Source organism: Cetobacterium somerae ATCC BAA-474, assembly GCF_000479045.1.
GTDB lineage: Bacteria > Fusobacteriota > Fusobacteriia > Fusobacteriales > Fusobacteriaceae > Cetobacterium_A > Cetobacterium_A somerae.
Window position 1 is genome coordinate 1 of record NZ_KI518064.1, and the last position, 728, is coordinate 728.

Genomic DNA, 728 nt, shown 5'->3' on the forward strand with positions numbered 1-728 from the left:
GCCACATTAAAAAGATATGCAGCATCAAATAATGTTATAGTTAAAAATATAAAACCTACTAATAAAGATCCCATTAAAATAGGAACTGTAAAATTAAATGATCAAAATTCAGAGATGACAGAAATAGGAGTAAATTCTGGTTTAAGATTTTTTGGTGGAACTACAAATTCTACATTTACTCAAGTAATGTATTTAAGAGATCTGACTAATATGAAAACAATAGTAGTACAAACACAGATGGGAACAGGACCAAATGAAGATAGCTCTAATAAAAATCCAAGAGATTATACAATAAGAGTTTTAAGAGTTTTTAGTGGTAACTATACAGCTAATTCACCTAGCTTTCCATCAAGTGATACAGCAGTGCCAAAGCCGGGAGAAATGTATGTGAATGCAGGAGCTTCATTATTTAGACTAGGCGTAAGTAGTACTTTGTATAATGTAAAACCATTTTATGATGATATAACATTTGGAAGTATAACATTAAATATAGTTGGAGAAGATTATAATAGTTCATTTGAATTATCTAATCCAATAGCAAAGGGTGGCACAAATGGAGTAGGAACATATGTTTTAGATGGAACAACAAGATCACCAAGTGGATTACCTAGAAATATAAACACTTTAACATGGACTTCAGCAGGAATAAATAGTAATCCAGGATACACTTTATATGATATAGCTCATAATATAGGTGTATGGTTTACAGATGGAACGACAACAGTAAA

1 protein-coding gene is annotated in these 728 nt (G+C 30.8%); it reads left to right on the top strand.

Going from position 1 to position 728, the window contains the following annotated elements:
* The coding region (locus HMPREF0202_RS15190; RefSeq protein ID WP_023051589.1) for a hypothetical protein at positions 1–728 on the top strand (728 nt) is incomplete at both ends.